Below are 26988 nucleotides of genomic sequence, written 5' to 3'. Positions count from 1 at the left end.
GTTGATCGCTGAGTGGGAGACGGCTTTCGAGCGCCTGAAACGCACGACATCCGGCTATTCCACGCCGTGACGATGACCACGAGCTTTTTGTCCGAGAACACGGTCGACCCGACTAGTATGAATCGACGACAGTTCGTTGCCGCGGCTGCGGTCGGTGCCGCCGGTGCATTTGCGGGTTGTGTCAGCGATATTCTCGACGACATCACGACGTTCGAGGCGTCGCCGATCCGCGTCTCGCCGGACGCCGCAGACGACGCCGGCTACGAGTATCGAGGCACCGAAGAGCGGGTCGAAGAGCGGGAGTTCGGCGGCGAGAACGTCGAAACCACGAACTATATCAGCCAGTACGTTCGGACCATCGACGTGCCGTTCGCCGGGCTCAGTTCCGAGGTCGACGCCGGTGTCTTCGCGCTCGTTTCGACGCCACAGGTCGCCGTCGCGGGAGAGAGCTTCAACCCCGTCGGCGACATGAGCGAAGCGGAACTCGCCGAGTACGTCCAGGAAGAGTACGACGAACTCGAGATCGACAGCAACGTCGGCGGGCGGGCTATCGAAGCGGAGGACCTCGAGTCGACGATCTCACTCGAGACGTACGACGGGACGGCGACGCTACAGGGAGAAACGGGTGTCGACGTCTACGTCGATATCGCCCGGCTCAGTTACGACGAGGACCACCTCGTGGTCATCGGGGTCTATCCCGATGACGACGATATTCCGCTGGACGACGAGCGAGAGCGTGTCGATACACTGATCGCCGGCATCGAGCACGGCGACGATATTGAGGTCGATATCGTCGAGAGCGATAGCGACGGCGACGATGCCGAATCAGATGACGGCGGCGAGGACGAGTAGCTCGCGACGACCAGCACACAGTTCAATGCGCGTCGGTTCACCACCGTACTGATTCTGATCCGGTCCGATCCCGCTAGTCGATGATCGCGAAAAACGGCTTACAGTCCGAACGCGGCGGCGAGCGAGAGCCCGCTCGCGAGCGCCCCGAGCAGGTAGCCGCCGATGGCCCCACCGTTGAGCAGGGGGAGTCCCGCGTGCGGTCGGCCCTTGAGGACCATGTACATGAGGACGAGGAGTCCGGCGATGGTGCCGACCAGCGCGCCGAGTGCGGGAACGTTCAGCGCGATGCCGGGGACGTCGATCGTGCCGACATCGAGGAAGTATGCGGCACTCGCGACGAGAATCGTCGGGATGACGGCGTCGCCGAGCCCAATAAAGAGCGCGTCGCGCTCCTGTTCTGCTTCGGATAGCTCGTCGGTATCGGTGTCGCTATCGTCGGGGTTCGGAGTCGCATCGTCCGCGCTCGACTCACCGACGGCGTCGGCGTTCGAGCCGTCTACCTGGGTCGAGCCATCATCACTGTCGGCATCGTCGTCCTCGAGAACGCCGTCCGTGCTGCCCGACGCGAGATACGAGTAGGAGAGGCTCGTCGGGATGACGAGCACGACGGGGATCTTGAGGTCCATCACGCCCTCGGCCAGGTCGAGCATGTGTTCGGTTCGGTAGACGCTGATGGCGTCGTAGACGGCGAGGACGGCGAGCAGTAAGATCGCCGGCAGGAGTCCGAAACTGATCCCGAAGAGTGCCGCGGCACCGGCTCCCATGACGACACCTGTGGCGTCGATGACGTACCACTCGGGGTAGAACAGGAGGGCCGCGCCGACGACGAGCGCGGCGAGAGCCGCGAGAGCGTTGACCTCGCCGACGGTGACGACCGGCGGCACGAGTTCGGCGAAGACGAACCAGGCGAGCATCACGCTGACGCCGATGATCATGGCCTTGATCAGCCACTGGACATCGTACTTGAACGTCACGAGCATGAGCGCGGTCGCACCGAGGATAATGCCGAAGTAGACCGCGCTGTTCGTCGGATCGTCGGGATCCTCGACGGCCTGGTGGCCGGCCTCCTGGAAGGGGTCGACCAGCGCCAGCGCGCCGAGTTGGACGCCGAGAAAGAGCGCCACGGTGAACGCGACGGCGAGATAGACGCGTGTCCGATGGTTCATGAAGCGGCGTTTACACCCTGCTCCTATGGGTGTTTTCGTTTCCGCTCGAGACGAACGAATCGATCCGTACGATGTCGAAACGGAACCGAAACGAGGCCGGAACGGAGCCAGAACGGAACCGGACAGTGGATCTCCGATCCTCGAGCGGCGACGACGACCCTCTCGCGGCCTACCGAGCGTAGAGCGTCGAGCCGACGAGCGACGGCAGGTGGACGCCGCTGTCCGGCGTCACCGCGATGTACGGACGGTCGACGGGGCCGAAGACGTCGACGACGCGTCCGACCGTCTCGAGTGAGTCGTTCAGCACCATCGTGCCGATCTCGTTGCGGATCGCGTCGCTCGAGTCGGATGCGTCGCCTTCGGTGTCGTCCGTTCGCAACACGGCGAGTCCCTGTGCAGTTCGGACGACGGAGCCAACCCGGCGCATCAGTCTCGCATCGCGGCGACGTACGCCGCCACGGCCTGGACGAGGTCGTTCTTCGTCGAGTCGTCGGCCCCGCGGACGACGACTCGGCCCCGGTCGGCCCAGTGCTCCCGGGAGTAGGCTTTGTCCCGCTCGATCGTGGCGTCGTACCCGATCTGCTGGACGGACTTGGCGATTTCGTCGACCGTCGGCTCTTCGACTGCGAGATCCTGGGACACGCGCCGACCCTCGGCCCGTGAGAGGCCCGCATCGAGATAGGCGGGCCAGATGACGTTCTCGACCATGCGTTCATCTCGAACAGCCGACGAGTAAACCCTTTTCAAAACGAGACGGCAGCGAGACGGTTATCGACGGCGCAGGAGGAAGCCGGCGACGGCGAGCACTGCGGCGGCTGCGACGGGGATCCCGAAGCCGGGGATCGTGTCATCGCCGTCGTCGCTCGCGTCTGCGTCGTCCGCGTCGTCGTCCTCGCCGTTCGCGTCGTCACCGACTCCGTGTGCCTCGTCGACATCCGCGAGGTCGGACTCGATCTCGTCGTACACGTCGGGGTGGACGGTCTCGACGAGCGATTCGACCACGTAGACGACGTCCGGAGCGGGCTGGCTCACCGCGTTATCGTCGACTGCGTGGATATTATCCTCCTGGAACGCGGTCGTCTCTTCCAGATTGTCCGCGGACGGCGGAGCATCTTCACGGTCGGGGTAGACGACCCACTCCGGATCCTCGTCGACGACGGTCTCCGGACTCATCATCACCCAGCCCTCCTCGCCGGCTTCGGCGGCCAGGTTGTCGAGTCCGCCCGCCGTCAGCACGTCGTGCTGGAACGTCTCCGCACCGAAGGTTGCGCCGTCGTCGCCGCTGTCGTAGTACGCGAGCGGCGCTTCCTCGTCCTCGAGCGCGTCTGCGACGACCTCGAGTCGGTCGTCCATCCACTCGACCGTCTCCTCGGCGCTCTCGCACTCGCCGGTCACCTCGCCGGTAGTGCGGACGTTGTCGTGGACGTCGTCGATCGAATTCGCCGTGTCAAGCACGACGACCGTAATGTCGGCGTCCTCGAGCGTCTCGAGGAGGTCCTCTTGGCCGAGTGCGATGTTTGCGGCCAGCACGACATCGGGGTCGAGCGCGACGATCTCTTCGGCGTTCGGTGTCACGCCATCGTCTTCGCTGATATCGGTTCGGTCGCCAGCGTCGAGCGAATCGGTGTACTGCCCGACCGGCATGCCGACGACTTTGTCCTCGGCGCCGATGGAGTAGGCGAGCTGTGCGTCACCCGGGTAGAGCGTCACGACCGACTCGGGTTCGTCGTCGATGGTGACCTCTTCGCCGGACGCATCGGTTATCGTAAGGGGATACTCACACTGTGCCTCTGAATCCTGTACCGCGGCTCCCGTCGTCGCGGCAGTCGCACCCGCGACGGGGGCGACGACAGAAATCGCGAGTAAGACGGCCACGAAAACAGTCAGTTGGTGTCGCATCGTCCGTACCCACCCGCTACTTCAACAAATATTTGCCTACTCCAATCGAGATTGTGAAGTATGGAGCGATCGGTCCGAACTGCCGCGTGGTCGGTGGGGCTTTCCACCCTGCTCGTCGCCGTCGTCATCGGGAGCGCCGCTCTCGGCTCCGTCAGGATCGATCCACTAACGGTCGCGATGGCCACGTTGAACGCCCTTGTGATCCCCTCAAGTATCGTACTGAGCGAGAGCACCGTTCCGTGGATCGGCGTCACGGTTCCGCTCCCCGGCTTCGAGTACACCTCGATCTTCTCGTTTGACGTGTCGGGGAGCCACCAGTACATCGTCGAGAACATCCGACTCCCCCGAATCGCACTCGCAGCGACGGTCGGCTTTTCGCTCGCAGCCGCGGGGACGGTCATGCAAGGGTTCTTCCGCAATCCGCTCGCGGATCCGTCGATCATCGGCGTCTCCTCGGGTGCCGCCGCGGGCGCCGTCGCGGCGATCGCGTTTCCGGCGCTGATCCCGTTCGGCGGGCTCCACCTCTCGGCGTTCGTCGGCGCGCTCGGGACCGCGTTTCTCGTCTACGCGATCGCGACCGAGGGCGGTCGAACGCCCGTCGCAACGCTGTTGCTCGCGGGGGTGGCGATACAGGCCTTCCTCGGCGCGATGATCTCATACATGCTCGTCCACAGCGGCGACGACCTCCGACAGGCTGTCATCTGGATGATGGGGCATCTCGCCAACAGCACCTGGAGCGACGTTCGGTTCGCGTTGCCCGTAACCCTCGTCGGCGTCGCCGTCTTGCTCACCTACACGCGCGAGATGAACGTCCTCCTGCTGGGCGAGGAGGACGCACACCACCTCGGGGTCGATGTCGAGCGAACCAAACTCCTCCTGCTCGCGCTCGCGAGCATTGTCACCGCCGCGGGCGTCGCCGTCGCCGGCGTTATCGGCTTCGTCGGCCTCGTCGTTCCCCACATCATGCGGCTGCTCGTCGGCCCTGACCACCGAATCCTCCTGCCCACCAGCGCGCTTGCGGGCGCGTCGTTTCTCGTCGCGACCGATACGATCGCTCGCCTCGGGACGCTTTCGTTCCCCTTCGGTCTCGAGGTTTCCACGCCCATCGTCCCCGTCGGCATCATCACGGCCGCACTGGGTGCGCCCTTCTTCCTGTTCCTGCTCACCCGTCGGGAGGTGCATTCGGTATGAGCCGATTCCGGGGCGGACCCGACGGTAACGATGTCTCGAGCGAATCGGGCCCGTCGCCCGAGCGAGCGTCGATCACCGTCGAAAATCTCTCGCTGTCCTTCGGCGATCTCTCCGTGCTCGAGGGCGTCTCGCTGACGATCGAACCCGGCGAGTTCGTCGGCTTCGTAGGGCCGAACGGAGCTGGGAAGACAACGCTGCTCCGGGCGATCAGCGGCGCGCTCGAGCCCGATTCGGGAACCGTGACGGTCGGCGACACCGACGTTCACCGCGCGTCCTCGAAGGCCTCGAGTCGACTGGTCTCAGTTGTGCCGCAGGATACGGCACTGTCGTTTTCGTTCCCCATTCGGGATGTCGTCGAGATGGGGCGACATCCTCACCGCTCGCGCTTTTCGTCCCCCACACGCGAGGACCGCGAGGCCGTCGAACGCGCACTCGAGCGCACTCGAACGGCCGAACTCGCGGACCGACCGATCGACGAGGTGAGCGGCGGCCAGCGCCAGCGCGTGGTGCTCGCGCGGGCGATCGCCCAGGAGACGCCGGCCATGTTGCTCGACGAACCGACCGGAAGTCTCGACGTGAATCACCAGATCGAGACGCTCGAGTTAGTCCGTGAGCTAGTCGAAGAAGGACGAACCGTCTGCGCGGCGATTCACGACCTCGATCTGGCCGCGCGCTACTGCGATCGGCTCGTGATGCTCGCCGACAGCGGGATCTATCGGAGCGGGCCGCCGGCGGACGTACTGACCGGCGAGTCGCTGTCGGACGTGTTCGACGCAACCGCGACCGTCACGCGGAATCCGATCACGGGGACGGAGACCGTGACGGCGCTCCCGAACGCCGACGGGTCCGAGACTCGAGAAGCGGGCGACGGGACCCCCGTCCGCGTTCACGTCCTCGGCACGGGACCGCTCGCCTCGAGTGTCCTCGCTCGGCTCGAGACGGCGACCGCGGAACTCGAGATTTCCGTCGGTCCAGTCACGGCGGGCGACACGGCGAGCGAGACCGCCCGATCGCTCGATATCGACCGGCTCGAGATAGCGCCGTTCGAGTCGCTCTCGCCGGCCGATCTGACCGCGTTCGAGGAGCGCATTCACGAGGCCGACACGACGGTCGTGAGCGAGGGCGTGCTCGAGTCGGCCGGCGCGGGGTCGCGACAGCTCCTCGAGACAGTCGACGCGGTGGCCGGCTCAATCGTGCTCGTGAGGGGGACGGACGACGAGCGATCTATAACTGAGGGCGACGCGGTAGGCCGAACTGACGGCGACGTATTCACGACCGGAGACCGTGCTCGCGGGCTCGAGGCGACGCCGGAGACGATTCTCGGTGCGATCGACGAGGCGGTAGCGAGCGGGCTGGAGTCGGTGTACTCGCGGGCCGACTCCGGCTCCTCGGAGACCGGGTCGTCAGACGGCGAGTCGAGTTCGGGTGTCTCGGCGGAGTCCTCGAGCGACTGATCAGTAGCCGAGAAGCCGAAGAATAATTCCGAGGATGATTCCCGAGATACCGACGAGGATCCCGACGCCGGGGATGATGGGAATCGGGATGAGACCGATGCCGAGGATGATCGCGAGGACGATGACGATCGTCGAAATCCGGACCATACTCGAGTGAGTCGGTAGCCGTGGGTAGCCGTTGTGCTTGCTCTTGCGATGGGAACGGTGACGGGCACGGTTACCGGGCCACAGGGGCAAGGCAGGCGTCGTCGCTTGCAGCGCGCTCGTTCGTCCCAGCAGATCGTTGCCAGACTCCAGTACCGGAGGTGTTTTACCGTACTGAACGAGAGTATCGGTAGGCGGCACGGTCAGGCAGCTACCTTTCGACTCGCGTGGTTTCCACGTGCAGTCACGTTGACTGACCTACCCCGTCTCTCTAATACCTTCGAGCAGCCGCTATCGGCCTCGGAACCCACCGAACAACGGCGGCGGCCACGCGCGTACTGGCAGTCGATTCCGCGGCGACAGAGACGGCACCACTGCTATAGTAACAACTGAAACTACTTACACACTGATCGCACAGCCGTCGTGCGATCAGATGTGCATTGACTTTCAGTGGCTACTATAGTCCGACCGCAACTGGACGGTTTTTTACCCCTCCGCCTCCGAGTGCCCGCCAATGAGCGAGTACGATTACGACGAGCTCGGACTCGTCGCCGGGCTGGAGATTCACCAGCAACTCGATACGGCGACGAAGCTGTTCTGCCAGTGTCCGACCGAGCTTCGCGAACCCGAGGAGTCGACGCGGACGTTCACGCGCTACCTACACCCCACGCGCAGCGAACTCGGCGAGATCGACCAGGCCGCCCTCGAGGAGAGTAAGGTCGACCGAGAGTTCGAATATCTCGCATACGACTCGACCTGTCTGGTCGAGGAGGACGACGAGCCGCCACACGAGTTGGACAACGAGGCGCTCGAGACGGTCCTCGAGATCGCCCAGCTGATGGATATGAAGCCGGTCGACCAGGCGAACGTCATGCGAAAGCTCGTCGTCGACGGCTCGAACACGTCGGGCTTCCAGCGCTCGACGCTGATCGCGACCGAAGGCGAGATCGAGACCGACGACGGTGCCGTCGGGATCGAGGATCTCCTGCTCGAGGAAGAGAGCGCCCAGCGCGTCGAAGAGACCGACGAGGGGGTGCGATACAGCCTGGATCGGCTCGGCATCCCGCTGGTCGAGATCGGCACGAAGCCGGACATCTCCTCGCCCGAACAGGCCCTCGAGGCCGCAGAGCGGATCGGCATGCTCCTGCGCTCGACGGGGAAGGTCAAGCGCGGACTCGGAACGATCCGCCAGGACGTCAACGTCTCCATCGCGGAGGGCGCTCGCGTCGAGATCAAGGGCGTCCAGAGCCTCGACGATATCGACGACATCGTCCGCAACGAGGTCGCTCGGCAGGCCCGACTCGTGGAGATTCGCGAGGAACTCGAGGGCCGCGAGGCGTCGGTCGGCGAGACGCAGGACGTGACAGGTGTCTTCGAGGGGACGGACAGCGGCGTCATCGGCGGGGCGCTCGACTCCGGCGGCTCCGTGATGGCCGTTCCGCTGTACGGTTTCGACGGCATCGTCGGTCGCGAAGTCGCGCCGGATCGCCGGCTCGGGACCGAGTTCTCCGACTACGCGAAGCGACACGGTGCAGGCGGGATCTTCCATACGGACGAGTTGCCGGCCTACGGGGTCACCGAAGAGGAGGTTGCGGACCTTCGAGAGGCGGTTGGCGCTGGCTCCGAGGACGCCGTCGCGATCGTCGCCGCCGAAACCGATGTCGCCGAGGGCTCGATCGAGGCCGTCGCCGAGCGCGCCGGCGTCGCACTCGAGGGTGTCCCCGAGGAGACTCGCGGGGCAAACGACGACGGGACGACGCGCTACCTGCGGCCGCTGCCCGGTGCGGCGCGGATGTATCCCGAGACGGACGTGCCGCCCGTCGAACCCGACCCGAGCGAGGTGCCGGAACCGGAACTGCTGACCGAGAAGGTCGAACGCTATCAGGACGAGTACGACCTCAGCGCCGGACTGGCGGAGCAGGTCGCCTACGGGCGGCGGATGCCGCTGTTCGAGGACGTCGTGACCGACGGGACCGATCCGACGCTCGCCGCGACGACCCTCGAGTCGACGCTGACCGAACTCCGGCGAGACGACGTGCCCGTGGAAAATCTCACCGATTCGCACATCGAAGCCGTCCTCGGGATGGTCGACGCCGGCGACGTACCCAACGAAGGGCTTCCGGACCTGCTCGAGGCGCTGGCCGAAGAGCCGGGTCGGACCGCAGCGGAGGCCGCCGAGGCGGCCGACCTCGGCTCGGCGGACGAAGACGCCGTTCGCGAGACCATCGTCGAAGTCGTCGAGCGAAACGAAGGGCAGGTCGAAGAGGAAGGCATGCAGGCGTTCTCGGGACTCATGGGCGAGTGCATGGGTGCGCTGCGCGGGAAGGCCGACGGCGACCTCGTGAGCGAGGTGCTTCGCGAAGAGATTCAGAAGCGCGCGTGAACTGGCCGACACCGAACCAACTCTTCATCTCGTTCGTTCTCCGTGCCGACTAACCGTCGGTCAGTTCCTCGAGCAGCGTCTCGAGGCTGTAGCTCTGCAAGGCGTCGCGCTCTTCGACCGCCGAGATGACGAACGTCGAGTCGGTTCGGTCGACGCCCTCGAGTTGCTCGAACTCGGCGATCAGGCGCTCGACCATCTCGCTGCTGCTCAGCCGGGCGATAACGATGAAGTCGGTCTTCCCCATCGTGAAGTAGACGTTCGTGACGCCCTCGACGGTCAGTAGCCGGTCGGAAAACGTCTCGTAGGAGCCCTTGTAATCGGCGTGGACTTCGACGAGGACGGTCACGCCGAGCCCGAGTTCCTCGAGATCGATCTCGTAGCGGTCGTTCGTGATGATTCCTTCCTCCCGCAGGTTGCTGAGGCGATAGTGGATCGTCGACACGGGAATGCCGGTCGCCTCGTGGAGGCGTTCCGGACTCCCGGTCTCGAGTTCGGATATCGCCTTGAGGAGTCGCACGTCGCGTTCGTCCATGCATGTCCGGTCGGCCGCGTGCAGAATATATCCTTCGTCTGATGTACTTGAAGACATCTACAAGTTAGCTGTTCAGTATGGCGGTCAATTTGGATTAGATCTATATGTGTGGTTTTGCGTTCGTCTATTCGGAGCTCGTTGTAGAAGGGTCTAAATAGGACTATCCGTTTCGAACTGAAAATGACTTCACTCGCCTCCATTCGATATGAGTACCGTGAATTGGTGCTCTTTTCGATGCTTGCACTCTGCTGGGGAAGCTCGTTCGTCGCAATCGAGATCGGTCTCGAGTACGTGCCGCCGCTCCTGTTCGCCGGACTCCGCTACGCGCTGGCCGGCGTGATCGTTCTCGGATACGCGGCTGTCGTGACCGACCGGATTCGACCGTCTGGGCTGTCCGAATGGCTCGTGATCGGCGTTGCTGGCGTCTTCGTCTTCGCGCTCTATCACGGTCTGTTATACCTGGGAGAGCTGTACGTCTCCGGCGCGGTCGCGGCGACGATCGTCAGCACGGCACCGATTCTGACGGTCGCGTTCGCTGGCGTGTTGCTTCCGAGCGAACGGCTCAACCTCCTCGGCGTCGTCGGCTTCGTCCTCGGTCTGGTCGGCGTCGTCCTCGTCGTCCAGCCCTCCTCGGCGGCGCTCGGCGGCAATATGGTGTTCGGCGCGATGCTGGTATTCGCCTCTGCCATCGCGTTCGCGCTCGGGAGCGTGCTCGTCCGTCCGATCGAATCTAACCTGCCGCTCGAGTCGCTCCAGGCCTGGTCGATGCTGCTCGGCTCGGGCGTGTTGCTCGGCTGGGCGTTCCTGCGGGGCGAGTCGATGGCTGCGATCCAGCTGACCACGACGGCACTCGCGTCGTATCTCTACCTGACACTCGTCTCCGGCGTCTTCGCGTTCCTGCTCTACTTCGAACTGCTCGACCGGAGCGGGGCGATTCAGGTGAACCTCGTCGGCTACGCCGAGCCGGCGGTCGCGATCGGCGTGAGCTGGATCATCCTCGGCTCGGTGGTCGACTCGCTTACGGTCGTCGGCCTGCTGACGATCCTCGCCGGCTTCGTCGTCATCAAACGGGAAGCCTTCCGCGCGCTGCTCCGGTCGCAACTCGAGGACCGAAGCAGACCGGCGATTACCCTGGATCGGCGGTCCGACGCGAGAACGGACGGTGGAACCAACCGCTCCGAAGTGAGAACTGATGGTGGGACCGATTGCGTCGGTACAAGAACCGACGACGACGCCGAGAGCTACCGTCGGAACGGAACCGAGTAGCGGCGAACCGCGGTTCTCGTTGGTTTGGCGTTGATCGACTGCTGCGTTATCCGTCGCCCTCGCGTGTCACGTCATGACTTCCCAGAAACAGTTATATCGGAGAACGTGGCCCGAGTACATAATCCGATGACAGCACCCACAACTACGACGTCGACAGACCTGACGGTCGTCTGCCACGTGCGCGCACCGCTGTTGCTCGAGCCGGTCGACAGACAGATCGAGACCCTCCAGGCCTGCGACTCCGAGGGGACGATCGACGATCTGTTGCTCCGTAGTTGGCCGAAAGAGATCGCCCTGACGGACAACAGCCCCTATCAGGAAGCTCTCGACAGCTTCGAGCGATTCGAGGCGTGGGCGGCCGATCAGGGTGTGAGCATTCGGCCGCCGTTCCAGGAGCGCACGAAGACCTCTCAGGTGACCGGAGAAACGACCGAGCTTCTCGTGACGCCGTTGCTCTGTCTCGAACTCTACGCGGACGACGAATTAGTCGGCGTCTTCCCCCACACCGACGAGGAGAGCGAGGAGACGCTCACAACGGACGAGGTGATCGCGTCGCTTCGGACTGGCGAACTTCCGACGCCGCTGGGCGGTACGCAGGAGCGCGATCCGTCGGCGTCGACCGTGACCACGACCAACGCGAGCGACTGCCCCGACTGCGGCGAGTCGCTGATCGACGGCCAGGGACTCTACGCGTGCCCCGACTGCGGCTGGACCGGCACCGTCTCCGAGACGGGTCAGTTCGTCTCGCAGTCGACAGATGCTCGAGCGGGCGAGTCGGAGAATGCGCCTCCGAATCCGCAGTAGCTCGAGCAACTGCGATACGGAACCGTGAGAAACGCAACGGTCTCCTGCCGGCGAGCCGATCCTCCTCGATGAAATCGATAGTATCCGGATCTTCAGTTACGCCAGACCACCGCTGTATTCGGCCTCGAGCGACACGACCGTCCCGTCTCGAGTCACCTCAAGCGAGTCGGTTTCCGTGCCGAGCGACGACTCGAGTCGCTCGACGTCGACCCGGTCGTCGTCGGCGTACGTGACGATGGCACTGGCGCTGGCGTCGCTATCCTCGACCGATAGCTGTTGGTGAACGCCGAACGCAGCCTCGAACGCGCCGAACTCGAACTCGAGAGCTTCGGCGTCGTCTTCCGGTTGGTCGTCCGCGATTGCGTCGGCGGCGAACTCGTCGTCCGCGGTGTACAGCCCGAGCGTGATTCCGGTCGGTTCGCCGGCCCGGAGAAGCGCCTCGAACTCGTCGTCGGTCGCGTGTTTCGGCTCTCGGTCGCCGCTTGCGGTCTCGACCGTCCGCTCGACAGCGGCGGCCGCCTCGAACTCGTCGTCGTCGGGATTCGGGTAGGAGAAGGCGTACACCTCGTCGGTCATCCCGATCGCTTCGCCGGTCTCGGTGTGGGTGTAAACCGCGTACGATTCCTCGCTCGTTTCGCGGTCGTAGCCCTCGTCCTCGAGATCAGCCGCGAGACCGTTGCGGTCGTACTCGCCGACCAGTGCGTAGACGCCGTCGACGAAGACGAGTTCGCCCTCGCCGCTGGGTGTCTCGTCGTTGGCGCTGTACGACGTTGATGCTCTGGAATTTGCCAGCTGTGAGAGACCGAACGAACACAGCAGTGCGACGACGATGGGGTTCCCGATCAACGGATCCGTGGGCTCGTCGCCCGCTTCGGCACCCTCGTCGTCGATAATAGTGGACATCGTCTCGAAATCGATCGCGCCGTAGAACGAGGTCGACCGATCGGTTTCGGCGAGAAGCGAAGCGTACGACGGGAGTTCACCGTCCAGTTGGGTCGTCTCTTCCGTTCCGTCGTCGCCGTCGTCGGTTCCACTGTCGTCCGACGATTCCGAACAGCCCGCGAGCGTTGCCATCCCCGCGCCGGCGAGATACAGTGCCTGTCGTCGGGTGACGTCGATCATCCAGTAGTGGTGTCCACTAAGAGTATATGATTGTGGTGGCCGAGTGTCGCGGTTTTTTGTAATTATCTGCCAGGACATCTGCTGCCGTTGATTCATCTCTAGTCACTGTCGATCCGGCCGTTCCGTCGCTCGACGGAGCAGCCCGAGGAGGGTGTTGGCTTCGCCCTCGGTCAGATCCGCCCGCCCGTAGACGCGTCGAAGCATTCGCATCGTCTTCTCGCGTTTCTCCTCGGGATGGTTGAGTTCCTCGAGGAGTGCCGCCCACTGGTCGTAGACGCGATCGATGGTCGGTTCGGCGGCCCGGGATCGCTCGAGATCGGGGAGCTGTGTCTCCGCGTCGGATAGCGTGAGCGATCGGAGTTCGTAGAGCGTGATGGTCGCGGCCTGTCCGAGGTTGAGGACGGGATACTCCGCGCTGGCCGGAATCGAGCAAATTTCGTCGATCCGCGCGAGTTCCTCGTTGGTCAGGCCGACGCGTTCGCGACCGAAGACGAGCGCGGTCTGCGCTTCGACGGTTGCCAGCCGATCGGTGAGTTCGGCGGGCGTCGAGAACGGGAATCGAACGTGACTGTGATCGTCCTCGTTGGTCACCGCCGTACAGCCGACCGTGTGGTAGTTTTCGACGAGGTGATCGAACGTGATCTCGGTCGCGTTCGGGAGGATGTCCTCGCGAGCATGACCGGCGTAGCCGTAGGCCTCGCCGTCTGGATCGAGTTCCGGCGGATCGACGAGCAGGAGGTCCTCGAAGCCGAAGTTCTTCATCGCTCGCGCGATGGTGCCGACGTTCCCCGGCGTCTGGGCGTCGACGACGGCGACTGCTGGTGGCGTGCGGCGAGCGACACTGTCGGGTTCGGGCGACTCCTCGCTCATACTCTGTCGGCGGATATCGACTCGAGAAACGGGTTATCCTTTCGGTTCCGCGTTCGGTCGTTCGATTGCGTCCGCGTTCGAGATCTGTTCTCGAGGAACCGCTCCGAGAGTCGACGATAAGCCTCGAGACCCGGTCGGGGTGATACCGCGAGTGTCTCGAGCGACGACCGGATCGAAACGGCATCGATGGTCTCGAGCGGCGAGGATCGAGTACGATCGATTCGTCAGGGAGACGCCGGTCGGGAGGGCAGTTGACGTAGAGAAGCAACGAACGGATGTGGGTGGGTAGACACGACTGGACGGATGATGGGGCGGTGATTCTCGAGAGAGACTCTTTGTGTGCTCCCTCGTATTCTCTCTGGTATATTCTAACTAGTTCTAGACTAGATAACTAGTCTAGATGTGTAATGATTAGTCCAAGTGAGTAGACGATCACCTTGTCTCGTTCCGTTTTGTCCGTCTCGTCCCGTTTCGTCCGTCTCGTTCCGTTTCGTCCTGTCACCTTCCACCCCATCTCGTTCCGTCTCTCGAATCCATCAGGGGCCGATGATCGAGCGTTGAGAGTGTTGCGGTCTGTTTTATCGGCCGTTTTGGTCTGTTTCCCGGAACGAAATCCATATAATGGGAGGGGGGACACACCCCCTTCGCGTTTGTAAGGCTGTCCACGTGTGGGGGGTCTGAATTGCAACACACCTTTATCGCGGATGTAAAAGCGGGGTGGTTGACCACTAAAAAAGACCAAATCGATGGATTAGGTTTCCCCCCCACCCACCTATTCGCCGTTACATCCGCGACGGGGGTGTGTGTCCCGAGAACTGGCCATCTCGGCGTCAGACGCTTCGATATTGCTTCGAACCGTCGGATTTTTCTGCAGAGGAACGGACGTTTTTCGACTGCGTTCGTTGTCTGCGACCTCCGACTGCGTCGATTGCCGCGTGATCTTAAGATACATCTATACGTGATCGTAGGAGTGTTCCCGGACGACGACGCGGCCGGGTTGAACGACGGCTAGGGCCGTTCCCGGATCGCTGAACGACGACTCGAGGTGCTCTTGAATCGCTGAGCGACCGCACACTCGTTGGACTACTCACGTCGGCACGTTACATACGCGAGGGGGGTGGGGGTGTTTCGCATTCCCGGACCGTCACCGTGCGTGGGTTAGATACGCGAGGCCGGCAAAGTAGGATTGTATCATTATACCCCTGTATATCCGCCTCCAGGATCCTGAGTCCTCACATTTACATACGCGAACGAAGTCCATAGCTTTATTTCAATCCAGTCGGAAGAGTGCGGGTATTGCAATGTCCGCTAACGACGATCGTGATCCCCTCTTTCGGTACGACGATCCGGTCTTTGCCGACGAGCGGTTGCTCGAGATCACGCACCTTCCCGGGCCGGACCGGATCGTCGGCCGGGACGAGCAGATGCAGCGGGTCGCGGACGCCCTGAACCCGGCTATCTTCGGGAGCGAGCCCAACCACCTGTTCATCTTCGGCAAGACCGGTACCGGGAAATCACTCATTTCCCGATCGATCACCCAGCGGGTGATCTCCGAAGCACAGCGCGACGATATCACCGTCAAATACGCTTTCATCGACTGCGGCGAGCAAAACACCGAAGCCTCGATCGTCAAGACGATCGCGCAACTCGTCAACGAACCCGACAAGAGCGGCGTGAGCGTCCCCGACCGGGGCCTCGGCACCGGCGACTACTACAAACGCCTCTGGCAGGCCGTCGATCACTGCACCGACGTGACCATCGTCATCTTAGACGAGATCGACATGCTCGAGGACGATGAAGTCCTCCGCAAGCTCTCTCGTGCTGGCGAGAACCGACGCATCTCGGACTCGAGTATCGGGATCATCGGCATCTCGAATAAGATCGACTTCCCGGACCACCTCTCCGAGCGCGTGAAATCGAGCCTCTCGCGGGACGAACTCGTCTTCTCGCCGTACGACGCCAACCAACTCGTCGAAATTCTCGAGAAACGGCGCGACGCGTTCCACGATGGGGTGCTCTCCGACGACGTGATCCCGCTAACCGCTGCACTCGCCGCACAGGAGCACGGTGACGCGCGGAAGGCGATCGACATCCTCCGTAACGCCGGTCGTATCGCAAAAAAACAGGATGCGACGCGGGTCACTGCGGATCACGTGCGCGACGCCAAGGAGAAGACCGAAGCCGACCGATTCAACGAGCTGATCGAGGGATCGCCACAGCAAGCGAAGGCGATCCTCTACTCGCTGACGCTGCTCACCGAGAACAGTTCTGAGAAGGAGTTCCCGACGAAGATTATCTACAACCAGTACAAATCGATCGCCCGCCAGCTCGACTTCGATGTCCTTTCCGAGCGTCGGGTCCAGGAGATCCTCCAGGAGCAAAACTTCCTTAACGTGATTCAGTCCGAACGGGAGGGTCGCGGACGCGGTCGCGGTGCTCACGCCAAACACCGGCTGCTCGAGAACCCCTCGATCGTCAGAAAAGTGCTCCTACGGGATTCGCGGCTGGCCGTTCTCGAGGCGGACGACCAGGAGGAGTAGTCGATCACGGACGCTCGAGGAATCCGTCCTCAATTGCTTAGACACTGAGACGCGAAACCTGTCTTTAGTTGCTGCGACACTGAGAGAGAGCCAGGCCGCGACTTCGATCGTTCAGTAGCGAATGTGGCGCACGATCGACCCATCTCCGATCTTCTAGGACATATCCACACATCAACTTGTGAATAATACTCTTATACGATAACGGGAGAACGTTTAACATACGTTGGCTATCTTCGGCTATTATGTCCAATATCACGATCCGACTACAGGATACGGTGATGGAAAATCAATCGGAGGTGGCCATCTCCGGGAGCGATCAGACGACGTTTTCGACGCTCTGGTCGTGGACTGACGCGTTTGCCGGCGGTCTTCAGGACCGCGATATCGCTGCCGGCGACGCCGTCGCGATCCGTCTCTCGAACCCTCGAGCGTTCCTCGTCGCGTTCTACGGGACGCTCAGAAACGGCTGTATTCCGGTGACGATACCAACCGAGTACGACAGTCCCGATATCACGACCGTCCTGCGGGAGACCGAAGTGAACGCGTACGTCACCGACAAAACGCCGTTTCTGGGTATTCTGAACCGAGTCGACACGGTACGCGTCGCGATCACGGTCGATATCGATGCCCGAATGGGAATCGATCTCCCGTCGTTTCTCGACAACGACGGAATGAACAGTGCGGGGTCACGAACCGGCATTGACATCGTGCGCCAGTCGGACGCCGATCGAGGGCTGATCGCTTACGTCGGGTACGACGGCGGTGAGCCACTCGGCGTGAGCTACAGTCACTCGGCGCTGACCGCCGCTGTCGACCTCGGCGGATCGATCGTCGAGGGGGACGCTGCTCCCCGTCATCTCGGAGCACTCCCCCTGTCGAACCCGATCGAACTCATGTACGGGGCGAACGCCGCGATACTCGAGGGTGGACAGTACCACCCGCACACCGATTGGGACCCTGAAACGACTCGTTCGTTGCTGGTCACTGACGGTGCGGATCGAGCGTTCTGCTCGCCCCGGCAGTACGACACACTCCGTGAACTCGAAGCCGACGTCGACGACTCCGTCGCCGTTCTCGAGACGACGGGAGCATCGCTGACGCGGCCGGAGGAGGCCGTCGACGATCGGACGGGGGCGGCAGTCCGATACCGGGGTTCTCCGGAGACGGGGCTGACACACCTTGTCCACCCTGACGCAGACGACTCCGACACGCTCAGTGAGGTGTTGCCGGGGGTCGAGACGCGTACGCTCGAGGAGCAGTCCGATGGCGAACTGTCAGTTAGCGGCCCGACGACGATGGACGAGTACGTCGCCCGTCCGTCGCTGACGGCGGAAACGATCACGACTGTCGACGGGACGCGTTGGGTTCGAACCGACGCCTTTGACCGCGACGAGACGGGAGTAAGTCGGGTCGGTGATCAGACGGAATCGATCTACGGTCGCTCGAGGCCGTAACAACAGTAGCACCAAGCGCCGATGTGCCCGGGTTCCGCAATCGCGGTACCTATCAGGCTTCACTCCTCAGTCCGCGTATGAACAGTGTCGACGCGGCGGGGCTGGGGATCGGTGACGATTATCCGCCCCGGATCATGGGCGTGTTGAACGTCAGCGAGGAGTCCCCGTACGATCCAAGCGTCTTTGACGATCCCAGCGACGCCGCTCGATACGTCGACGAGGAACTCATCGACCAGGGGGCCGACATCGTCGATATCGGCCTCGAGTCGGCGAACAAACGGTTCGACGTGCTCTCGGCCGATGAGGAACTCGAGCGACTCCACGTTGCGCTCGAGACGATCGAGAGTGTCTCCGGAGACGCGATCTACTCGATCGAGACGCGGTACGCGGAGGTGGCCGACGAAGCGCTCTCCCGGGGGTTCGACATGGTCAACGACATCGCGGGCTTTGCCGATCCGGAAATGCCGGTCGTCTGTGAGGAGTACGACGTCGCCGTCGCGAAGATGGCGAGTCCGCCGGATCTCGAGCGACCCGGTGCGGTCGAAGAGACCGACTGGGCCGCCCGAACGTCTCCTGAGTGGGCAGCTCAGGCCGACTACGTCGATCAGGTGTACGAGGCCCTGAAACAGAACGGCCTGACCGACAAGACGATCGTCGATCCGGCGTTCGGCGGCTGGAGCGAAGCCCAGACGCTCGAGGACGACCGGGAGACGTTCCGCCGACTCCGCGAGTTCCGTGCGCTCGGACAGCCCACGCTGGTCTCGATCAACCGGAAGAACTTCCTCGGCGAAATCGCGGGGCGCGAGACCGAAGAACGATTGCCGGTTAGTCTCGCGGCCACGTCGCTGGCCGTCGAGCGCGGCGCACACGTAATCCGAACCCACGATGTCGCCGAAACGCGCGATGCGGCGCTGATCGGAAACGCGTTCACCGAGCGCTCGAGCGACAGTCGCGGCGAACTATCGGTCTCCCGGTTGGACGTCCACTCGAGTCGCGATCTTCGGACCCACCTAGCAGAGCGCGACATCGATCCGACGGTTGCCGACGACTGGTCGGCACTGGCCGTCGAGATTGTCGGACTCGAGTCCGACGATCGCGTTCGGTTCACGTCGCTCATCGCGGAGTACGATGCCGACGTGTACTGTGTTGACAATGATCGGTTACTGGTTCTGGGATCGACAACCGCAATTTCAGACGTATCAGACCAGCTACGCGACGAAAACAGCAACCTAAGCGCTCTAGCCGACTCGCTAGCGGCGATGCTGAGGTAAGAGAAAGCTTATGCCGGAGGCTTCGAAAAGGGCAAGTGGACGCCGGGCGGCCTCCCGGGTAGGGGTACTTTGGAGGCGACCCCCGGCCCACAACACGAAATTATTGTAGAACTACGCCGATGAGTGACAACTCGAGTGGAGTAGCAGTGGCTGTTCGAGTGCCGTCGTAGGTCGACTACGGCTTCCGACGTCGAATCCCGAATACAGATACGACTCCACACCGCATCTCGAGTATGGAGTTCGACGAGTGGAAGCCAGTCTACGAGGCGATTCTGGCCGATTTCGGCTACGACCGTGCCGGTGACGAGCGAGCGCGCGACGTGCTGGCCTCGCTGACCGACGGATTCGACCGAGAGCGACTTCCGGCCGCTCGCGACGCGACGGTGGCGGTCGCCGGCGCTGGTCCTTCGCTTGATGACGACACGTCGCTCGAGCGAGCACGCGGAGCCGATGTCGTCTTCGCGGCGTCGACGGCAGCCGATGTGCTCGCTGACCACGGGATCCGCGTCGACTGCATGGTAACTGACCTCGACAAAAACCCCGACACCGTTCGTCGACTGACCGACGCGGGGGTTCCGGTCGCGGTCCACGCACACGGCGACAACCTCCCGGCAGTTCGTGCCGTCGTCCCCGACTGTACCGACGAGTTCGTACTCCCCACGACGCAGGCCGCACCCCGCGGTCCCGTCGAGAATTTCGGCGGGTTCACCGACGGCGACCGGGCGGCGTTCCTCGCCGACCACCTGGGGGCAGCTCGTCTCGTCTTCGTCGGCTGGGACCTGGACGACCCCACCGTGGAGCCGACGAAAGCCCGCAAACTCGAGTGGGCCGAACGGTTGCTCTACTGGCTCGAGTCCCGACGTAACGAGCGCTTCGCAGTGCTGGACGGTCGTCGGGATGCGATCGATACGAGTGCGCTTCCGCTCGAGTGACGATGCCGTAACGGATCGGGTGACACGAGGATGAGCCGAACGCCTCCGACTTCACTCGAGGTGGTACTTCACGATATCGTCGCGGCCACAGGCCGGACACTCCGGCTCGCCCGACTCGAGGGTCGTTCCACACCGCCGGCACTCCTCGATGACCGTTCGCCCCTCGCTTCGGCGGAACACCGACTCGAGTGCGCGCCGCATTCGTGACGGTGTCGATGCCCGGGTCGAGTGTCTCTCACTTCGCATATTCGACCAGTTGGTTATATTGGGTTTCGTTATACTCTTCTTACCACGAATAACAATATTTTTGATAATTATGCACTGTCAATGCCATCGAGTAAGACGGCCGTAATGAGACGATTACCGCGTGCCGTCCGGGGTATTAGATCGGTAGCAATCGCGATTCAACATCTCGTTTCAGTTCCGATAGCAGTGTCTGACGGACTGATAACTGCTCGAATTACCCCTCATTCGACCGACGATCCGTCCCGTTCGAGGTGCCGACAGCGAGCGGCCGCCCCACCGCCACCGAACGGAGCCTGAATTCCCTCGGCATCGCTGAACAGGTCGACGACGAGTCGCCAGGGAGTTGCCGACTCGGTGGACGACTCCTTGCGGCGTCTGACCGCTTCGGTAACGGTACCCGTCGTGGTGTACGTCATCATGCTGGGACTGTTCGCCGCCGCACAGTCGATGGTCGGTGCGACGTTCACGGAAGGACAACCGGCGTTTCTGGCCGTCGTCGGCCTGTTCGGTCCACTACTCGCGTTTACCCTGATCTGGCTCAAGAACTACGCCTACGGGGCACCGTTGCTCGTCGTGTCGCTGCTGCCCAACGCCTGGTTCGTCTGCTACTTCTTTCTCATCCACGACAACCCGGCGAACGTGTTCGCGGTCTCCGGGAACAGTGCGGCGGCCTATCTGGCGTCAGTCGTCGGGGTCGTCGCCAACTCGATCATCGTCGCCGACGTCGGCTGCTGGCTCTGGTATCGAGAGAGTCCACAGTTCCGCGACGCTGTCGACCACGTGATTCGTCCGCCGGCGTCCGAGAACTGACGCGCTGTCGTTGAACGCGGATTCCGGATTGTCGTCTCAAAAGAGCGCGTCGAGTTCGCCGCCCGTGTCGACGAGCGACGCAAACTCGTCTTCGGCGCTGGCCCGGACCTCTTCGGTCGTCTCCTTGGCTTCGGTTCCGACCTGCTGAAGCTGATCGATACGGGGGATGTCCGTCACGCCCGAGAGGAGGACGATCGCGCCAACCTCGTCACCGCCAGTGATCGGGTAGTCGCCGCCGCGGATCTCCATGCTTCCCGTCTCGTCCTCGAGCCACTGACGACCGCGTTCGACGCCCTTGCGGTTTAACTTCCGTGGTGGTCCGGTCGCGACGACCAGACCGCGATCCGCGCTGCTGACGTCACACGAGAGGGTGAGCCGCCCCAGCGTCGCCTTGCGGACGAGACTGGTCAGTCGATTGGTTGCGCTGCCATCGTCGAAGTCGTCGTCGCTCCCGGTGAACGACGAAAAGAGGCCGCCGTCGTCCGTTTCGACGGTCTCGGTCGCGTAGCCGATCGTCGAGATGCCGCCGCCCGAGAGCGTGTTGATAATCTCGGAGGAGTCGACCACACTCTCGGCGACGTGGTCGCCGTGGCCGACCTCGCCCGCGGCGAACAACAGGCCGAATCGTTCGACGATCTCGCGGTTGATCCGGTCGTAACCGCCCTCGACGGATTCGCCGGCGCTGCGCCAGACATCGTTGTCGAAGACGAGCAGGTTGTCGACTTCACGAACGAACGTCCGGAACGAGCGGGCCGCGTTGAGCGTGTAGATGCCGCCCTCGTCAGTCGCCGGCAGAATTCCGAGCCCGTAGACGGGTTGCGTGTAGATCCGCTTCAGGTGTTTCGCGAGGACAGGTGCGCCCCCGGAGCCGGTGCCGCCGCCCATGCCGGCGACGACGAGGAACGCGTCGACCTCGTGGGTCGGAATTCGATCTATCGCGTGTTGGATCTCGTCGATATCCGCTTCCGCGACCTCAGCGCCGAGTTCGTTGTCGGCACCGACGCCGTGGCCGTTGACGCGCGCCTGCCCGATGCAGACCCGGTTCTCGTCGGCGACGTGCTCGAGACCCTGGAGGTCCGTCGTCGCGGTGTTGACCGCGAGTCCGCTCTCGACGAAGCCGCCATCGATCTCGTCGTCGTACGCCAGAAATTGGTCGACTACTTTCCCGCCTGCCTGACCGAATCCGATGAGTGCGAGTTTCATAGCTGTCTCTCGTGGCCGTTCCTCGAGGTACGGGCGATCGATGGAACGGGATCGATCGACCGCGATGTGGGGAACGGGAACCACGTGCGATCAGATACCATGATCCCCTATTGTTATGGCTCGCATATTCTGTATGAAAATATATTCATGTTCTCATTACCGTCTTTATCGCGTATACGAATTTGCCACTCGCTACTCCGGCAGACATCGTCCGGGTTCGACTGCCTATTCCCAGCGAAGGTTCGACTGCCCAAGCTCAGCGAAGGATTGATCGGTCGACCGGCCCGTCCCGGTCGAGTCCGTTCGAAACGACTTGCACTCTCCAGGGGAGCAAGCCGTTCGACGGCCTCAATCGTTGAATCCGCTGATCGAGACAGCCGCTCGTCAAGATGTCGTTTCGAGAGTAAGTCCTATACGCTGTGGTGGCGTAGCCCGGGGCGTATGGAAGACGTCGCTCCGTCGACGACCCGGCGGGGACTCCTTGCAGGCAGTGGTGTCGCCGCCATGAGTTCTCTTGCTGGCTGTTTCGATCGGCTCTGGTCACAGGCGGAAACCCCCGGCCAGGACCAGGTTTCGATGTCGATCAAGGCAGTGCCGGCGGACGACGATCCGATCGCTGCGACGATTGCGAGCAGGCTCCGGGAAAACTACAGCGACGCGGGAATCGACGCGTCTCCCGAACCCGTCGCCAAAGCTGAACTGTATCGGGATGTCCTGCTCGAGGGTGATTACGACGTGTTCGTCGCCAGACATCCCGGGTTTGACGATCCAGACGCCCTGTACGGACTGCTGCACTCGCGATTCATCGGGGAGCAAGGGTGGCAAAACCCCTTTCAGTTCACCGAGTTGGCGGCTGACGACCACCTCGAAACACAGCGGGAAGCGACCGAGGACGACCGTCCCGCGGAACTCGTCGAACTGCTCGACTACCTGCTGCAGTCGGTGCCGTTTACGGCCGTTGCACATCCGTACCGAATAACCGGGGCTCGCGAGAGCTTCGAGGTCCCTGCCCCGCCGCGGGATGCGTTGGGATACCTCAAACTCTGCGCTCACGCGGCTAACGGACCGCGAGACGATCCGCTCGAAATTGGCGTGTTCGGCGAAGGGCTCACCGAGCGGTTGAATCCGCTGGCCGTCGATCGAAACCGGATCGAGGGACTGTTGGATTTGCTGTACGATCCACTGGCACGACGGGTTGACGGGGAGTACGTCCCCTGGTTGGCCGAGAGCGCCGAGTGGCACGAAGGGGGCGGACTTCGGACGCGCATTACCCTTCGAGACGGACTCGAGTGGCACGACGGCGAACCGCTCGATGCCGAGGACGTGGCGTTTACGCTGGAGTGCATCGAGGACACGTCGCTGGGCGATGTCGACGGCGGGATCCCCGCACCGCGATTCCGAGGTCGGCAAACGCTCGTGGAATCGACCGACGTCGTCGATTCCCGGACGATCGAACTCTATTTTACCAACACGACGCGAGCGGTTGCGGCGAGAGCCTTGACGATCCCGCTTCTTCCCGAGCATATCTGGGCCGATCGATCGGAACTGCTCACCGAGCGCCAAACGGTGGCGATGACCCACGACAACGAGAACCCGATCGGTTCCGGGCTGTTCGCATTTGTGGACGCTTCGACGGACGACGAGGTCGTCCTCGAGCCGTTCGACGCCCACGTCTTCCGCGGAACGTCGGACAGACCGTCGGTGCTCGAGGGGTTCTCACGGTTCGAAGGGATTCGGTTTCAGGTCGCTCCGAACTCGGGTGCGATGCGGGACTTGCTCATCGACGGCGAGATCGATGTGACGGCGAGTGAGATCCCACCGGGGACCGTCGAAGATATCCGGGATGCATCCAACGTCTCGACGACGATGGAGGCGACCGATGCGTTCTACATGGTCGGCTTCAACAGCCAGCACGCCGAACTCGGCAACCCGAACTTTCGACGAGTCTGTGCGAGATTGATCGACCGCCAACACATCGTCTCTGAAGTCTTGGAGGGGTTTGCCACGCAAGCGAAGGACACGCCGTCGCTCGCCGGCATTCACGACGACGCGTGGGAGCACGACGACGCCGAGTTTGCCGATCCCGATCCCGATATCCTGGCGTTTCCCGGCACCGACGGGTCGGTCGACACGTCACGGAGTCGGCCGCTGTTTCAGGATATCGGCTACAACTACGACGACGGTCAACTGCTCAAGTGAGGGCCGTCCAACCGATAGCTCCCGCTCAGTACCGGTGACGCCTCGCGACACGCTGCCCGAAACGGCCGTTCTGAGGCCGATATTTTCTCTATTCGAACAGTGTGAGGATAACTGTGAAAGAGTTAATGGCTCGGGGACAAAACTCTTGACAAGTATACCGAATGGCTCTCATCGATGTCTTGTTCGAGCTCACGCTCGCCGTGGTAGCGATGCTCGTTACCGCGACGCTCGTCATCGTCGGCCCGCGAAACGTGGTCGGCGCGCTGCGGGAGTTTCGATGGCGACTCGAGACCTGTCTCCTGCCGTTCGCTGCGCTCGCAGTCGTACTCCTCCTGCGGTGGTCGACACAGGACGTCGTGCAGCGACTCGAGCGGAACGTGCTTCGGAACAACATCACATCGTATCTGTTCGAGTTCGACCGGGCGCTGTTCGGCACGGATCCAGTGGTTGTTCTCCAGTCGTTCCAGACCGACGTTCTGACGTCGTTTTTCGTCTTTATTTACATCTACGGCTACGCATTCTTGTTGTTGTTCCCGTTCATCGCGTACTTCGCGCTGGACGAGATGGAGGAGCTGTCGATGCTGGTGCTCGCGTTCACCGCGAATTACGCGATCGGTCTCCTCTTCTACACGCTCTTTATCGCGTTCGGGCCGCGAAACGTCGACCCGCTGCTGTTCGAGGGGCTGCTGTACGAGGCGTTTCCACAGTCCCGGACGCTCACCAACGAGATCAACCAGAATACGAACGTCTTCCCGTCGCTGCATACGTCCCTGGCGATGACGGTTTTCTTTCTGGCGTGGGTAACTCGTGAGAAATATCAGGTGTGGGTTCCCATCTCGGGTTTCCTCGCCATCAGCGTCTCGCTCTCGACGATGTATCTGGGCATTCACTGGTTTGCCGACGTCGTCGCCGGAACCCTGCTTGCACTCGTCAGCGTCTACATCGCCGTCAACTACACGGTCGAGGGTATCGTCGCATCGGTTCGCCGATTCTTCGGGACGCGTCTCGAGTCGCCCAACACCGACAAGGAGTAGCCGACCGGCAGCGTCCGCTGTCGACGAATCGGCCCCGATCGCGGCGAGCGACGGCAGTCCCAGGTCGCCGCAACCCGGATTCTTTCGGTGTTCGGTGTCTCGAGTACGGTATGGTCGTCTACTGGCACCGTCGCGATCTTCGCGGAGTCGACAACCGCGGACTCGCCCGCGCCGTCACCGTCGACGACGAGCCGATCGTCCCCGTGTTTGTCCTCGATTCGACTATCCTCGAGCACGCCTCGCCGGTCAGGGTCGTGTGCCTGCTCGAGGCGCTTGAGGCGCTCCGAGCGTGGTACCGCGAGCGGGACGCCGATTTGCTCGTCGTCCGCGGCGAGTCGAGCGCAGCGATTCCGCGGATTGCCGCCGATTACGAGGCCGAGACGGTTGTCTGGAGTGAGGGGTACAGCGGACTCGCAGCCGAACGCGATCGAGCGGTCACGGCGGCGCTCGAGGACGAGGGAGTCGACTGTGAGGCCGTCCACGACGCGATCCACCACGAACCGGGATCGATCACGCCGAACGAGGGCGATCACTACGCCGTGTTTTCGTACTTCTGGAAGAAGTGGCGGGATCGGGAGAAACGCGATCCAGTAGCTGCACCGACCGCGGACGACCTCGCGACCGTCTCGGGCGAGCGGTTACCCTCGCCGACGGAACTCGGGTTCGACGAGCCGAAAGCCGAGCGGACGGGGAATTCAGACCGAGGAGCGACACTCGAGCTCCCGACGGTGACGCCTGACGCTGCACGCGACCGACTCGAGTCGTTCTGTGCTAACGATATCTACCTGTACGAGGACGAACGAGACGTTCCCGCCACAGACACCACTTCGCGGCTCTCCGTTCATCTGAAGTGGGGGACGATCGGCGTTCGGGAGGTGTACGCGGCGACGGAACGGGCTCGAGACCGCGCGGAGACGGACGAGCAGCGAGCGAGCGTTGCGGCGTTTCAGCGCCAACTCGCCTGGCGGGAGTTCTACGCGCACGTCCTCGCGTTCAACCCCGAAACCGTTACCGAGAATTTTAGCGGGTACGAGAACGAGATCCCGTGGCGAAACGACCCCGACGAACTCGCGGCCTGGAAGGCCGGCGAGACGGGGTATCCCATTGTCGACGCGGGAATGCGCCAACTGCTGGCGGAGGGGTGGATGCACAACCGCGTTCGGATGCTCGTCGCCGCCTTCCTGACGAAAGACTTGCTGATCGACTGGCGGGAGGGGTACGACTGGTTCCGGCGGAAACTCGCCGATCACGACACCGCAAACGACGTCGGCGGCTGGCAGTGGGCGGCCTCGACCGGCACCGACGCGCAACCGTACTTCCGGGTGTTCAATCCCACGAAGCAGGGCCGGGAGTACGACCCGGACGCCGAATACATCCGCGAGTACGTTCCCGAACTCGCCGACGCGACGGTCGACGAGATTCACGGCTGGCAAGACCTCGATCCGGCCGACCGCGAGCACGCCGCGCCGGCGTATCCAGCACCGATTGTCGACCACGCCGACCGTCGAGAGCGGGCCATCGAAGCGTTCGAACGAGCGCGCGGGACGAGTTCGGAGTGATCCCCCATCGAGTGACGAATCGGCGATAGCTACCGTTCGTATTCCGGTGTTGCAGCG

At 62.9% G+C, this 26988-nt stretch carries 25 protein-coding genes; 14 read left to right on the top strand and 11 right to left on the bottom strand.

Annotated features, from left to right (window positions below; all coding sequences use genetic code 11):
• Window positions 1-117: 117 nt before the first annotated feature.
• On the top strand, window positions 118-852 hold the full coding sequence (locus tag NATTI_RS0100255; RefSeq protein WP_241434376.1) for a DUF6517 family protein: 735 nt from the start codon (window positions 118-120) through the stop codon (window positions 850-852).
• Window positions 853-950: 98 nt separating this feature from the next.
• On the opposite strand, the gene NATTI_RS0100250 is transcribed toward NATTI_RS0100255, so the two are convergent.
• The 4 genes from NATTI_RS0100250 to NATTI_RS0100230 all read right to left on the bottom strand — a co-directional run bounded on the left by NATTI_RS0100250 (window position 951) and on the right by NATTI_RS0100230 (window position 3917).
• Window positions 951-2018 (bottom strand): presenilin family intramembrane aspartyl protease PSH, encoded by a 1068-nt coding sequence (locus NATTI_RS0100250; RefSeq protein WP_006091406.1) that lies wholly within the window; start codon window positions 2016-2018, stop codon window positions 951-953.
• Between the two features lie 169 nt (window positions 2019-2187).
• Complete coding sequence (locus tag NATTI_RS0100240) at window positions 2188-2445, bottom strand: H/ACA ribonucleoprotein complex subunit GAR1 (RefSeq protein WP_006091405.1); 258 nt, start codon at window positions 2443-2445, stop codon at window positions 2188-2190.
• The gene (srp19, locus tag NATTI_RS0100235; protein ID WP_006091404.1) at window positions 2445-2726 is read right to left on the bottom strand and encodes a signal recognition particle subunit SRP19; all 282 of its coding nucleotides are present in this window, start codon (window positions 2724-2726) and stop codon (window positions 2445-2447) included. The genes NATTI_RS0100240 and srp19 overlap by 1 nt, the downstream gene beginning before the upstream one ends.
• 60 nt (window positions 2727-2786) lie before the next feature.
• A complete protein-coding gene (locus NATTI_RS0100230) occupies window positions 2787-3917 on the bottom strand; it encodes a PGF-CTERM-anchored ABC transporter substrate-binding protein (protein WP_006091403.1) in 1131 nt (376 codons plus the stop codon).
• A gap of 60 nt (window positions 3918-3977) precedes the next feature.
• Between NATTI_RS0100230 and btuC the strand changes: the two genes are divergently transcribed.
• Window positions 3978-5108, top strand: coding sequence for a vitamin B12 ABC transporter permease BtuC (gene btuC / locus NATTI_RS0100225; RefSeq protein WP_006091402.1), 1131 nt, complete (start codon window positions 3978-3980; stop codon window positions 5106-5108).
• Window positions 5105-6562 carry an ATP-binding cassette domain-containing protein gene (locus tag NATTI_RS0100220; RefSeq protein ID WP_006091401.1) on the top strand — a complete coding sequence of 486 codons (1458 nt, stop codon included), beginning with the start codon at window positions 5105-5107 and terminating at the stop codon, window positions 6560-6562. Before btuC ends, NATTI_RS0100220 begins: the two co-directional genes overlap by 4 nt.
• Here the strand turns inward: NATTI_RS0100220 and NATTI_RS26345 are convergent, their stop codons facing one another.
• Window positions 6563-6709, bottom strand: coding sequence for a hypothetical protein (locus NATTI_RS26345; RefSeq protein ID WP_019991519.1), 147 nt, complete (start codon window positions 6707-6709; stop codon window positions 6563-6565).
• Between the two features lie 511 nt (window positions 6710-7220).
• Here NATTI_RS26345 and gatE point away from each other — a divergent pair.
• Window positions 7221-9089 carry a Glu-tRNA(Gln) amidotransferase subunit GatE gene (gatE, locus tag NATTI_RS0100210; protein ID WP_006091400.1) on the top strand — a complete coding sequence of 623 codons (1869 nt, stop codon included), beginning with the start codon at window positions 7221-7223 and terminating at the stop codon, window positions 9087-9089.
• Between the two features lie 49 nt (window positions 9090-9138).
• Here the strand turns inward: gatE and NATTI_RS0100205 are convergent, their stop codons facing one another.
• Window positions 9139-9621, bottom strand: a complete 483-nt coding sequence (locus NATTI_RS0100205; RefSeq protein ID WP_006091399.1) for an Lrp/AsnC family transcriptional regulator — start codon at window positions 9619-9621, stop codon at window positions 9139-9141.
• Between the two features lie 180 nt (window positions 9622-9801).
• On the opposite strand from NATTI_RS0100205, the gene NATTI_RS0100200 reads away from it, so the two are divergent.
• Together NATTI_RS0100200 and NATTI_RS0100195 are read left to right on the top strand one after the other, a co-directional pair.
• On the top strand, window positions 9802-10887 hold the full coding sequence (locus tag NATTI_RS0100200) for a DMT family transporter (RefSeq protein ID WP_241434375.1): 1086 nt from the start codon (window positions 9802-9804) through the stop codon (window positions 10885-10887).
• A gap of 126 nt (window positions 10888-11013) precedes the next feature.
• The gene (locus NATTI_RS0100195; RefSeq protein WP_006091397.1) at window positions 11014-11691 is read left to right on the top strand and encodes an HTH domain-containing protein; all 678 of its coding nucleotides are present in this window, start codon (window positions 11014-11016) and stop codon (window positions 11689-11691) included.
• A 96-nt stretch (window positions 11692-11787) separates the two neighbouring features.
• Here NATTI_RS0100195 and NATTI_RS0100190 read toward each other — a convergent pair whose 3' ends face one another.
• Together NATTI_RS0100190 and NATTI_RS0100185 are read right to left on the bottom strand one after the other, a co-directional pair.
• Window positions 11788-12813, bottom strand: a complete 1026-nt coding sequence (locus tag NATTI_RS0100190; protein WP_006091396.1) for a hypothetical protein — start codon at window positions 12811-12813, stop codon at window positions 11788-11790.
• A gap of 102 nt (window positions 12814-12915) precedes the next feature.
• Window positions 12916-13683, bottom strand: coding sequence for an RNA methyltransferase (locus NATTI_RS0100185; RefSeq protein WP_006091395.1), 768 nt, complete (start codon window positions 13681-13683; stop codon window positions 12916-12918).
• Between the two features lie 1301 nt (window positions 13684-14984).
• On the opposite strand from NATTI_RS0100185, the gene NATTI_RS0100170 reads away from it, so the two are divergent.
• The 4 genes from NATTI_RS0100170 to NATTI_RS0100155 all read left to right on the top strand — a co-directional run bounded on the left by NATTI_RS0100170 (window position 14985) and on the right by NATTI_RS0100155 (window position 19880).
• On the top strand, window positions 14985-16223 hold the full coding sequence (locus NATTI_RS0100170) for a Cdc6/Cdc18 family protein (protein ID WP_006091394.1): 1239 nt from the start codon (window positions 14985-14987) through the stop codon (window positions 16221-16223).
• Between the two features lie 242 nt (window positions 16224-16465).
• Window positions 16466-17677 carry an AMP-binding protein gene (locus NATTI_RS0100165; protein ID WP_019991515.1) on the top strand — a complete coding sequence of 404 codons (1212 nt, stop codon included), beginning with the start codon at window positions 16466-16468 and terminating at the stop codon, window positions 17675-17677.
• Window positions 17678-17754: 77 nt separating this feature from the next.
• Complete coding sequence (gene folP, locus NATTI_RS0100160; RefSeq protein ID WP_006091392.1) at window positions 17755-18948, top strand: dihydropteroate synthase; 1194 nt, start codon at window positions 17755-17757, stop codon at window positions 18946-18948.
• A 233-nt stretch (window positions 18949-19181) separates the two neighbouring features.
• A complete protein-coding gene (locus tag NATTI_RS0100155; protein ID WP_006091391.1) occupies window positions 19182-19880 on the top strand; it encodes a 6-hydroxymethylpterin diphosphokinase MptE-like protein in 699 nt (232 codons plus the stop codon).
• Window positions 19881-19931: 51 nt separating this feature from the next.
• Here NATTI_RS0100155 and NATTI_RS26340 read toward each other — a convergent pair whose 3' ends face one another.
• Both NATTI_RS26340 and NATTI_RS0100145 read right to left on the bottom strand, forming a co-directional pair.
• Entirely contained in the window at window positions 19932-20081 is a 150-nt protein-coding gene (locus tag NATTI_RS26340; RefSeq protein ID WP_006091390.1) for a hypothetical protein, read from the bottom strand.
• A gap of 266 nt (window positions 20082-20347) precedes the next feature.
• Window positions 20348-20545, bottom strand: coding sequence for a hypothetical protein (locus tag NATTI_RS0100145; protein ID WP_006091389.1), 198 nt, complete (start codon window positions 20543-20545; stop codon window positions 20348-20350).
• Between NATTI_RS0100145 and NATTI_RS0100140 the strand changes: the two genes are divergently transcribed.
• Window positions 20544-20936, top strand: coding sequence for a hypothetical protein (locus tag NATTI_RS0100140; protein ID WP_006091388.1), 393 nt, complete (start codon window positions 20544-20546; stop codon window positions 20934-20936). The two genes, NATTI_RS0100145 and NATTI_RS0100140, sit on opposite strands and share 2 nt — an antisense overlap.
• A gap of 36 nt (window positions 20937-20972) precedes the next feature.
• Here NATTI_RS0100140 and NATTI_RS0100135 read toward each other — a convergent pair whose 3' ends face one another.
• Complete coding sequence (locus NATTI_RS0100135; protein WP_027119010.1) at window positions 20973-22139, bottom strand: tubulin/FtsZ family protein; 1167 nt, start codon at window positions 22137-22139, stop codon at window positions 20973-20975.
• 441 nt (window positions 22140-22580) lie between these two features.
• Here NATTI_RS0100135 and NATTI_RS0100130 point away from each other — a divergent pair, with 441 nt between their 5' ends.
• The 3 genes from NATTI_RS0100130 (at window position 22581) to NATTI_RS0100120 (ending at window position 26931) form a co-directional block, all read left to right on the top strand.
• The gene (locus NATTI_RS0100130; RefSeq protein WP_006091386.1) at window positions 22581-24338 is read left to right on the top strand and encodes an ABC transporter substrate-binding protein; all 1758 of its coding nucleotides are present in this window, start codon (window positions 22581-22583) and stop codon (window positions 24336-24338) included.
• A gap of 161 nt (window positions 24339-24499) precedes the next feature.
• A complete protein-coding gene (locus NATTI_RS0100125) occupies window positions 24500-25372 on the top strand; it encodes a phosphatase PAP2 family protein (protein WP_006091385.1) in 873 nt (290 codons plus the stop codon).
• A 110-nt stretch (window positions 25373-25482) separates the two neighbouring features.
• Window positions 25483-26931: a cryptochrome/photolyase family protein gene (locus NATTI_RS0100120; RefSeq protein WP_006091384.1), complete on the top strand. Its 1449-nt coding sequence runs from the start codon at window positions 25483-25485 to the stop codon at window positions 26929-26931.
• Window positions 26932-26988 lie beyond the last annotated feature (57 nt).

This window comes from Natronorubrum tibetense GA33 (assembly GCF_000383975.1).
Lineage (GTDB): Archaea > Halobacteriota > Halobacteria > Halobacteriales > Natrialbaceae > Natronorubrum > Natronorubrum tibetense.
The sequence above is the reverse complement of the archived record's forward strand: the minus strand, read 5'-3'. Positions and strand labels throughout refer to the sequence as shown.

What these genes read in the sequence shown, in the direction of transcription:
- NATTI_RS0100195 (WP_006091397.1), top strand. Translation starts at nt 11,014, where the DNA reads ATGACAGCACCCACAACTACGACGTCGACAGACCTGACGGTCGTCTGC.
- NATTI_RS0100140 (WP_006091388.1), top strand. Translation starts at nt 20,544, where the DNA reads ATGCTGGGACTGTTCGCCGCCGCACAGTCGATGGTCGGTGCGACGTTC.
- NATTI_RS0100255 (WP_241434376.1), top strand. Translation starts at nt 118, where the DNA reads ATGAATCGACGACAGTTCGTTGCCGCGGCTGCGGTCGGTGCCGCCGGT.
- NATTI_RS0100185 (WP_006091395.1), bottom strand. Translation starts at nt 13,683, where the DNA reads ATGAGCGAGGAGTCGCCCGAACCCGACAGTGTCGCTCGCCGCACGCCA.
- NATTI_RS0100205 (WP_006091399.1), bottom strand. Translation starts at nt 9,621, where the DNA reads ATGGACGAACGCGACGTGCGACTCCTCAAGGCGATATCCGAACTCGAG.
- NATTI_RS0100155 (WP_006091391.1), top strand. Translation starts at nt 19,182, where the DNA reads ATGGAGTTCGACGAGTGGAAGCCAGTCTACGAGGCGATTCTGGCCGAT.
- NATTI_RS0100120 (WP_006091384.1), top strand. Translation starts at nt 25,483, where the DNA reads ATGGTCGTCTACTGGCACCGTCGCGATCTTCGCGGAGTCGACAACCGC.
- NATTI_RS0100145 (WP_006091389.1), bottom strand. Translation starts at nt 20,545, where the DNA reads ATGATGACGTACACCACGACGGGTACCGTTACCGAAGCGGTCAGACGC.
- NATTI_RS0100170 (WP_006091394.1), top strand. Translation starts at nt 14,985, where the DNA reads ATGTCCGCTAACGACGATCGTGATCCCCTCTTTCGGTACGACGATCCG.
- folP (WP_006091392.1), top strand. Translation starts at nt 17,755, where the DNA reads ATGAACAGTGTCGACGCGGCGGGGCTGGGGATCGGTGACGATTATCCG.
- NATTI_RS0100135 (WP_027119010.1), bottom strand. Translation starts at nt 22,139, where the DNA reads ATGAAACTCGCACTCATCGGATTCGGTCAGGCAGGCGGGAAAGTAGTC.
- NATTI_RS0100230 (WP_006091403.1), bottom strand. Translation starts at nt 3,917, where the DNA reads ATGCGACACCAACTGACTGTTTTCGTGGCCGTCTTACTCGCGATTTCT.
- NATTI_RS0100130 (WP_006091386.1), top strand. Translation starts at nt 22,581, where the DNA reads ATGGAAGACGTCGCTCCGTCGACGACCCGGCGGGGACTCCTTGCAGGC.
- NATTI_RS0100200 (WP_241434375.1), top strand. Translation starts at nt 9,802, where the DNA reads ATGACTTCACTCGCCTCCATTCGATATGAGTACCGTGAATTGGTGCTC.
- NATTI_RS26345 (WP_019991519.1), bottom strand. Translation starts at nt 6,709, where the DNA reads ATGGTCCGGATTTCGACGATCGTCATCGTCCTCGCGATCATCCTCGGC.
- gatE (WP_006091400.1), top strand. Translation starts at nt 7,221, where the DNA reads ATGAGCGAGTACGATTACGACGAGCTCGGACTCGTCGCCGGGCTGGAG.
- NATTI_RS0100190 (WP_006091396.1), bottom strand. Translation starts at nt 12,813, where the DNA reads ATGATCGACGTCACCCGACGACAGGCACTGTATCTCGCCGGCGCGGGG.
- NATTI_RS0100240 (WP_006091405.1), bottom strand. Translation starts at nt 2,445, where the DNA reads ATGCGCCGGGTTGGCTCCGTCGTCCGAACTGCACAGGGACTCGCCGTG.
- btuC (WP_006091402.1), top strand. Translation starts at nt 3,978, where the DNA reads ATGGAGCGATCGGTCCGAACTGCCGCGTGGTCGGTGGGGCTTTCCACC.
- NATTI_RS26340 (WP_006091390.1), bottom strand. Translation starts at nt 20,081, where the DNA reads ATGCGGCGCGCACTCGAGTCGGTGTTCCGCCGAAGCGAGGGGCGAACG.
- srp19 (WP_006091404.1), bottom strand. Translation starts at nt 2,726, where the DNA reads ATGGTCGAGAACGTCATCTGGCCCGCCTATCTCGATGCGGGCCTCTCA.
- NATTI_RS0100220 (WP_006091401.1), top strand. Translation starts at nt 5,105, where the DNA reads ATGAGCCGATTCCGGGGCGGACCCGACGGTAACGATGTCTCGAGCGAA.
- NATTI_RS0100250 (WP_006091406.1), bottom strand. Translation starts at nt 2,018, where the DNA reads ATGAACCATCGGACACGCGTCTATCTCGCCGTCGCGTTCACCGTGGCG.
- NATTI_RS0100125 (WP_006091385.1), top strand. Translation starts at nt 24,500, where the DNA reads ATGGCTCTCATCGATGTCTTGTTCGAGCTCACGCTCGCCGTGGTAGCG.
- NATTI_RS0100165 (WP_019991515.1), top strand. Translation starts at nt 16,466, where the DNA reads ATGTCCAATATCACGATCCGACTACAGGATACGGTGATGGAAAATCAA.